This is a genomic window from Catenuloplanes japonicus, from assembly GCF_000717135.1.
Taxonomy (GTDB): domain Bacteria; phylum Actinomycetota; class Actinomycetes; order Mycobacteriales; family Micromonosporaceae; genus Catenuloplanes; species Catenuloplanes japonicus.
On the sequence record NZ_JNXY01000073.1, the window covers coordinates 1 to 4,633 of the forward strand.

2 protein-coding genes are annotated in these 4,633 nt (G+C 70.3%); both read left to right on the forward strand.

Going from position 1 to position 4,633, the window contains the following annotated elements; all coding sequences use genetic code 11:
* A partial coding sequence (locus tag OP04_RS55260; RefSeq protein WP_033346788.1) for a hypothetical protein occupies nucleotides 1-1,023 on the forward strand: 1,023 nt, incomplete at its 5' end.
* A 1,662-nt stretch (nucleotides 1,024-2,685) separates the two neighbouring features.
* The coding region (locus OP04_RS48010) for an OTU domain-containing protein (RefSeq protein ID WP_033346789.1) at nucleotides 2,686-4,633 on the forward strand (1,948 nt) is incomplete at its 3' end.

Genomic DNA, 4,633 nt, shown 5'->3' on the forward strand with positions numbered 1-4,633 from the left:
AACACGGTCAGCACGATCAGCGGTCAGCAGACCAGTCGTTCGGTGATTCTGGCCAGTGGTCTCGGTCAGCCGGTGCACAAGTTCACGATCGACATGGAGTTGGACGCGGAGATCTACCGCGACGGCGACCAGACTCCGCGGAAGACGTACAGCACCGATGCCCAGTCGACCCAGACGGCCACGATGGACACCTGGGTGCCGGACATGCGGGTCTCGGACGTGCGCCCGCCGGATCGTGACCCACTCGGTGCACCGCGGCCGGTCAGCACCAACGACCGGACGAAGCTGAAGAACGGGCCGCTCCTGCCGAACCTGCCGGGCATCACCGGCGTGCGCGGCTCCGCGGCGCTGAACCAGGCGTTCGGCAAGTCGACGCGGGACATCTTCAAGGGGCGTACCGCCGAATGGTTGATCGGTCAGAACCCGGGCAATGACGCGACCATCTCCGCCCAGTCGCGCCGGGTGTTCACCAGCCACCCCCGGCTGATCGCCGCGATCGACGCGATGCTGCGCGGGTCGCACTCGACGGAGCAGCCGTTCGAGACCGGTGCGCTGTCCGACCCTGAGGGCCGGCACGAGCTGCAGGCGTACGTGTCGGACATCCCCGAGGTGGTGATTCCGCGGCCGGACGCGGTCACGACGATGTACGTCGAGGACGGCAACCAGCTCACGGACAGTAACGAGCTGCGGCGGAAGCAGGACACTCAGCGGACCCACGCGGGTGGCGCGGGCGTCTCGACCTCCTACGGCACCGGCGGTTTCCAGGAGCGCTTCGGCCGCGGGCATCAGGAGAGCGAGGGCGAGAGCCGGCTCGGCACCGACTACCGGGTCAACATCGCGGACGGGAAGACGTACACGCTGTCGGTGCCGGTCACGTTCGTGGGCAAGTCGACGTTCGCACGGTCTGGCACACGCTGGAGCACACCTGGCCGGCGGACGACACGCGCCCCTGGCAGACCGGCAAGGTGGACTCCCAGAAGCGGCCGATCCTCCGCGACGAGGGAGTCTTCATCCGCGGCCTGACGCCGGAGCTCGAGGCGGAGGTCAAGGCGCTCGCGAAGTCCCTCTTCCCGGCGCCGGGCGGCAAGCCCGAGGCGGGCCAGGAGGTGTACTACGCGCCGCGGAACATCTCCGCCCGGCAGGGCATGGGTGTGACGTCGGTGAACGACGTGCAGATCGGGCTGCGTCCGGAGCCGGCCACGAAGCCGGCCCCCGCGCCGAAGCCGGCCGCCACGCCGAAGCCGGCCGCCACGCCGGGAGAGACGTCCACTCCGGAGCAGAACTCCACGCCGGATCAGACGTCCGACGCGTCCGCGCCCGTGCCGGACGTGACCGGCCGCGCGCTCTTCGACGATGCGATCGCGAAGGTGCAGAAGGAGCTGCCGGGCGTGCTGACGCCGGGCACGAACACCTACAAGTCCGGGTTGTACGAGGGGATCGGGCTGCTGACCTCGTCGCTGGGGACGCGTACCGGTGTGCGCCGGTTCTTCAGCGCCGGTCAGACGAACGCGCCGGTCCGCCTCGGCCGGGTCTCTGAGGTGACCACCCACAACGGGGGCTCGGTGGTGGTCGAGGTGGAGCTGATCGCCCGGCCCGCGAAGCGGTACCGCGACGGCACCGCCCAGATGACCGAACTGTACGGCGTGCCGACGCACGGCGGCGCCGACATCGAGTCGCACACCATGTCGGGCTTCACCGAGGTGCGCAGCGAGGGCACGACCACCCTCGACTGGGGGACCCGCCTCACCGGCACGGTGAACGCGCGGCCCACCCAGGTGAACGCGCTGCGGACGACCGGCGTCACCACCGCGTTCGACGCGTTCCGCCAGCACGCCAAGGGTCAGGAGCACCGTGACCAGCAGGTCCACCGGCCGATCACGAAGTCGGCGGGCAACGTGGCGCGCGTACATGTGCCGATGGAACTCGCCATTCAGGTCAAGGTCACGCCGCAGGCCGAGTGGCTTCCGATGCGGATCACCCCGGCTCTGTTCTCCGGCCTGAACGACCTGTGGGTGTGGGGGACGGGCCACCTGGGTCTGCGGTCGCCGGATCCGGACACCGCCTGGCACGACGCCAGCGTGACGCTGGAGTTCATGAAGGGCGACGGTACGACGCGCCCGCTGACGTCAGCGCCGCCGGACGGCCGTGACCGCCCGGCCACCGTCTTCCTGCCCCGGACGACGAGCACCCCGGACGCCATCCAGGTCAGCCGCGCGCCCACCACGCAGCAGCTGGTGACCGCGCGGGACGGCCAGCCGCACTTTGACGACGCCGAGATCGCGTCCTGGGAGCCGTTCGACGGGCTGAACGAGCGGTTCACGGTCGGCCGGTTCAGCGCCGCGCACGCGATGGCGGACGCGGTGGCGACGGTCCTGCCGGACGCGCGCCGATCGGAGATCGAAAGCCTCACCGACAACGAGGTCGGCGGCGCCAACACGTACGCGATCACCAGCCGCGGCGGCGTCCAGCACACGCTGCTGAACTACACCGGTGGCCTCTCGCACGAGCTGGACCTGGAGATCAAGCCGGTCAAGGCGGGCCCGTGGCGGTCGCCGTCGGACACGTTCGTGGACGAGAACGGTGTGGCGCAGCAGTTCACGCCGGGTGAGTTGGCCGCGTCGGTCTTCGAGTACTTCCCGATCTACGCCTCGACGTCCTCGACGTCGATCGGCACGGCGCAGGTCTATGCCGGCCGACACCGCTCCGGCGCTGGCCGAGGTGGTCAATGCGGTGCAGGAGTCGACGAAGCCGACCCCGAGCAGCCGTTTCGCGGCGGCGGCGAAGAAGGCGCTGAGCCAGTCGCGTGGGGAAGCGCCGCTCAGCGCCCGGTCCGAGCAGCTCAAGCGTCCGTACGTGGTGCGTGAGCGCGACGTCCTCTTCGAGGTCACCGGCCAGACGCCACAGGGCCTGTCCGAGCTGGCCAATTCGCTCAACCGCTTCGGCGAGTCGTTCGGTGAGCAGATCAGCGACAGCTCCACCGGCAAACTGATCCTCAGCGAGAACCACCGGGACGCCGCCGGCAACGCGGTGGCCAAGGCGTTCGCCAACGCGGGCAACGCGCTGAAGCGCGACCCGGTCACCAGGAAGGTGTACGTCGCGGCGACCGTGCAGGTGCGCATCCCGCTGACCGAGCTGCAGCCGTCCCGGGTGGCGCCGCCCGGCCTGCACCTGGGCAGCGACCGGACCACTGCCGCAGACGAGTCGGTGGTGTCCGCGCTGCCGTCGTCGCACGGGTGGACCGCGCTGATCGGCCGTGGCGCGCCGACGGTGACCGGGCCGCTGGTGGGCGGCCGGAGCACGACGCGGATTCAGGCGGAGCTGGACGCGATCCGGCAGGACGGGGAGCCGACCGGCCGGGGTGTGGTGCTGGTCGGTGACGATCACACGGTCGCCGGTCAGCGGCTGTCCGCCGCCAACAAGGGTTACGTGCTGGTGCAGACGCAGCCGATGAGCCGTCACGACGGCCTGACCGATCCGACGGTGGACCAGAAGCACCAGTACCAGCGGGCGATGAGCGACAAGACGAGCTGGGCGCTCTACAACAACGGCAAGCTGGTCAAGCCGATGCCGGGCACGAATCTCGCGGACGCGATGTCCGACGCGATGACGATCGCCGGCGAGGCGCCCCCGTCCGCGCCGCTGAGCCCGGTCAGTCCGGGCACGCCGGTCAGCGGCACCGGGAAGTGGCTCGACAGCTCGAACCCGTTCGGCACCACCCCGGGCGGCAGCAAGCAGCCCGGCGGCAGCACATCCACCGACGGTACGCAGCCTGACGGCGGCAAGAAGCCCGGCGGAATGAAGGACGGCGGCAAGAAGCCCGGCGGCAGGAAGCCCGCCAGCGGCAGGCCGGCCGATGGCACGCAGCCCGGTGGCAGCAGGCGGCCGGGTGGAAACAGGAGGCCGCCGAACATGACGGCCCACGACGTCCCGGGCGACGGTAACTGCCTGATCACCGCGGTCGCGGACAGCGCACGCAGCCAGGGCGTGACGCTGCCGGGCGTGCACACCACCGGCGGTGCGCACCAGACCATGCGGTCGATGCGCGCGGCGGGCGCGCAGGACGTGGCCGCCAATCCGGGCCGTTACAGTTCCTCACTGCCGTCGATCGGTCTGCTGATCGCCGGCGATCTGTCTCTCAATCAGGTCAGTGCGCTGCTCGGCGGGACCAGGCCGACCCCGGGCGGCCTCACCGAGACCGATGTCCGCAACGAGGTCGCCGCCCGGATCGACCGGGGAGACGCCGCGACCCTCCGCCAGCTGCCACGGATCTCCTCCTTCGCCCGCCAGCCGATGATGGCCCTGGTGCGGCAGTCGCTCAACGACAACGGTGTCCTGCCGCAACCGGTCCATCTGCTCGAGCAGGCGATGCGCCGTTCGGATCTGTGGAACTCCGCCATCGGTGACCACATGGCGCCGGCTCTCGCCCGTGCGCTCAACGTGAACATCGTGGTGCACAACCCGACCTACACCTACGAGATGATGCCGAACCGGCCGGATCTGCCGGTCGTCCACATCAACCGGCTGGATGAGGAGAACCATTTCCAGTCGCTTCGTCCGTCGGATTCGGCGGGTGGGGTGGTGGGTCCGGATCAGTCGTCGTGGGTGTCGGTGGGTTCGCCGGCGCCGGTGGCGG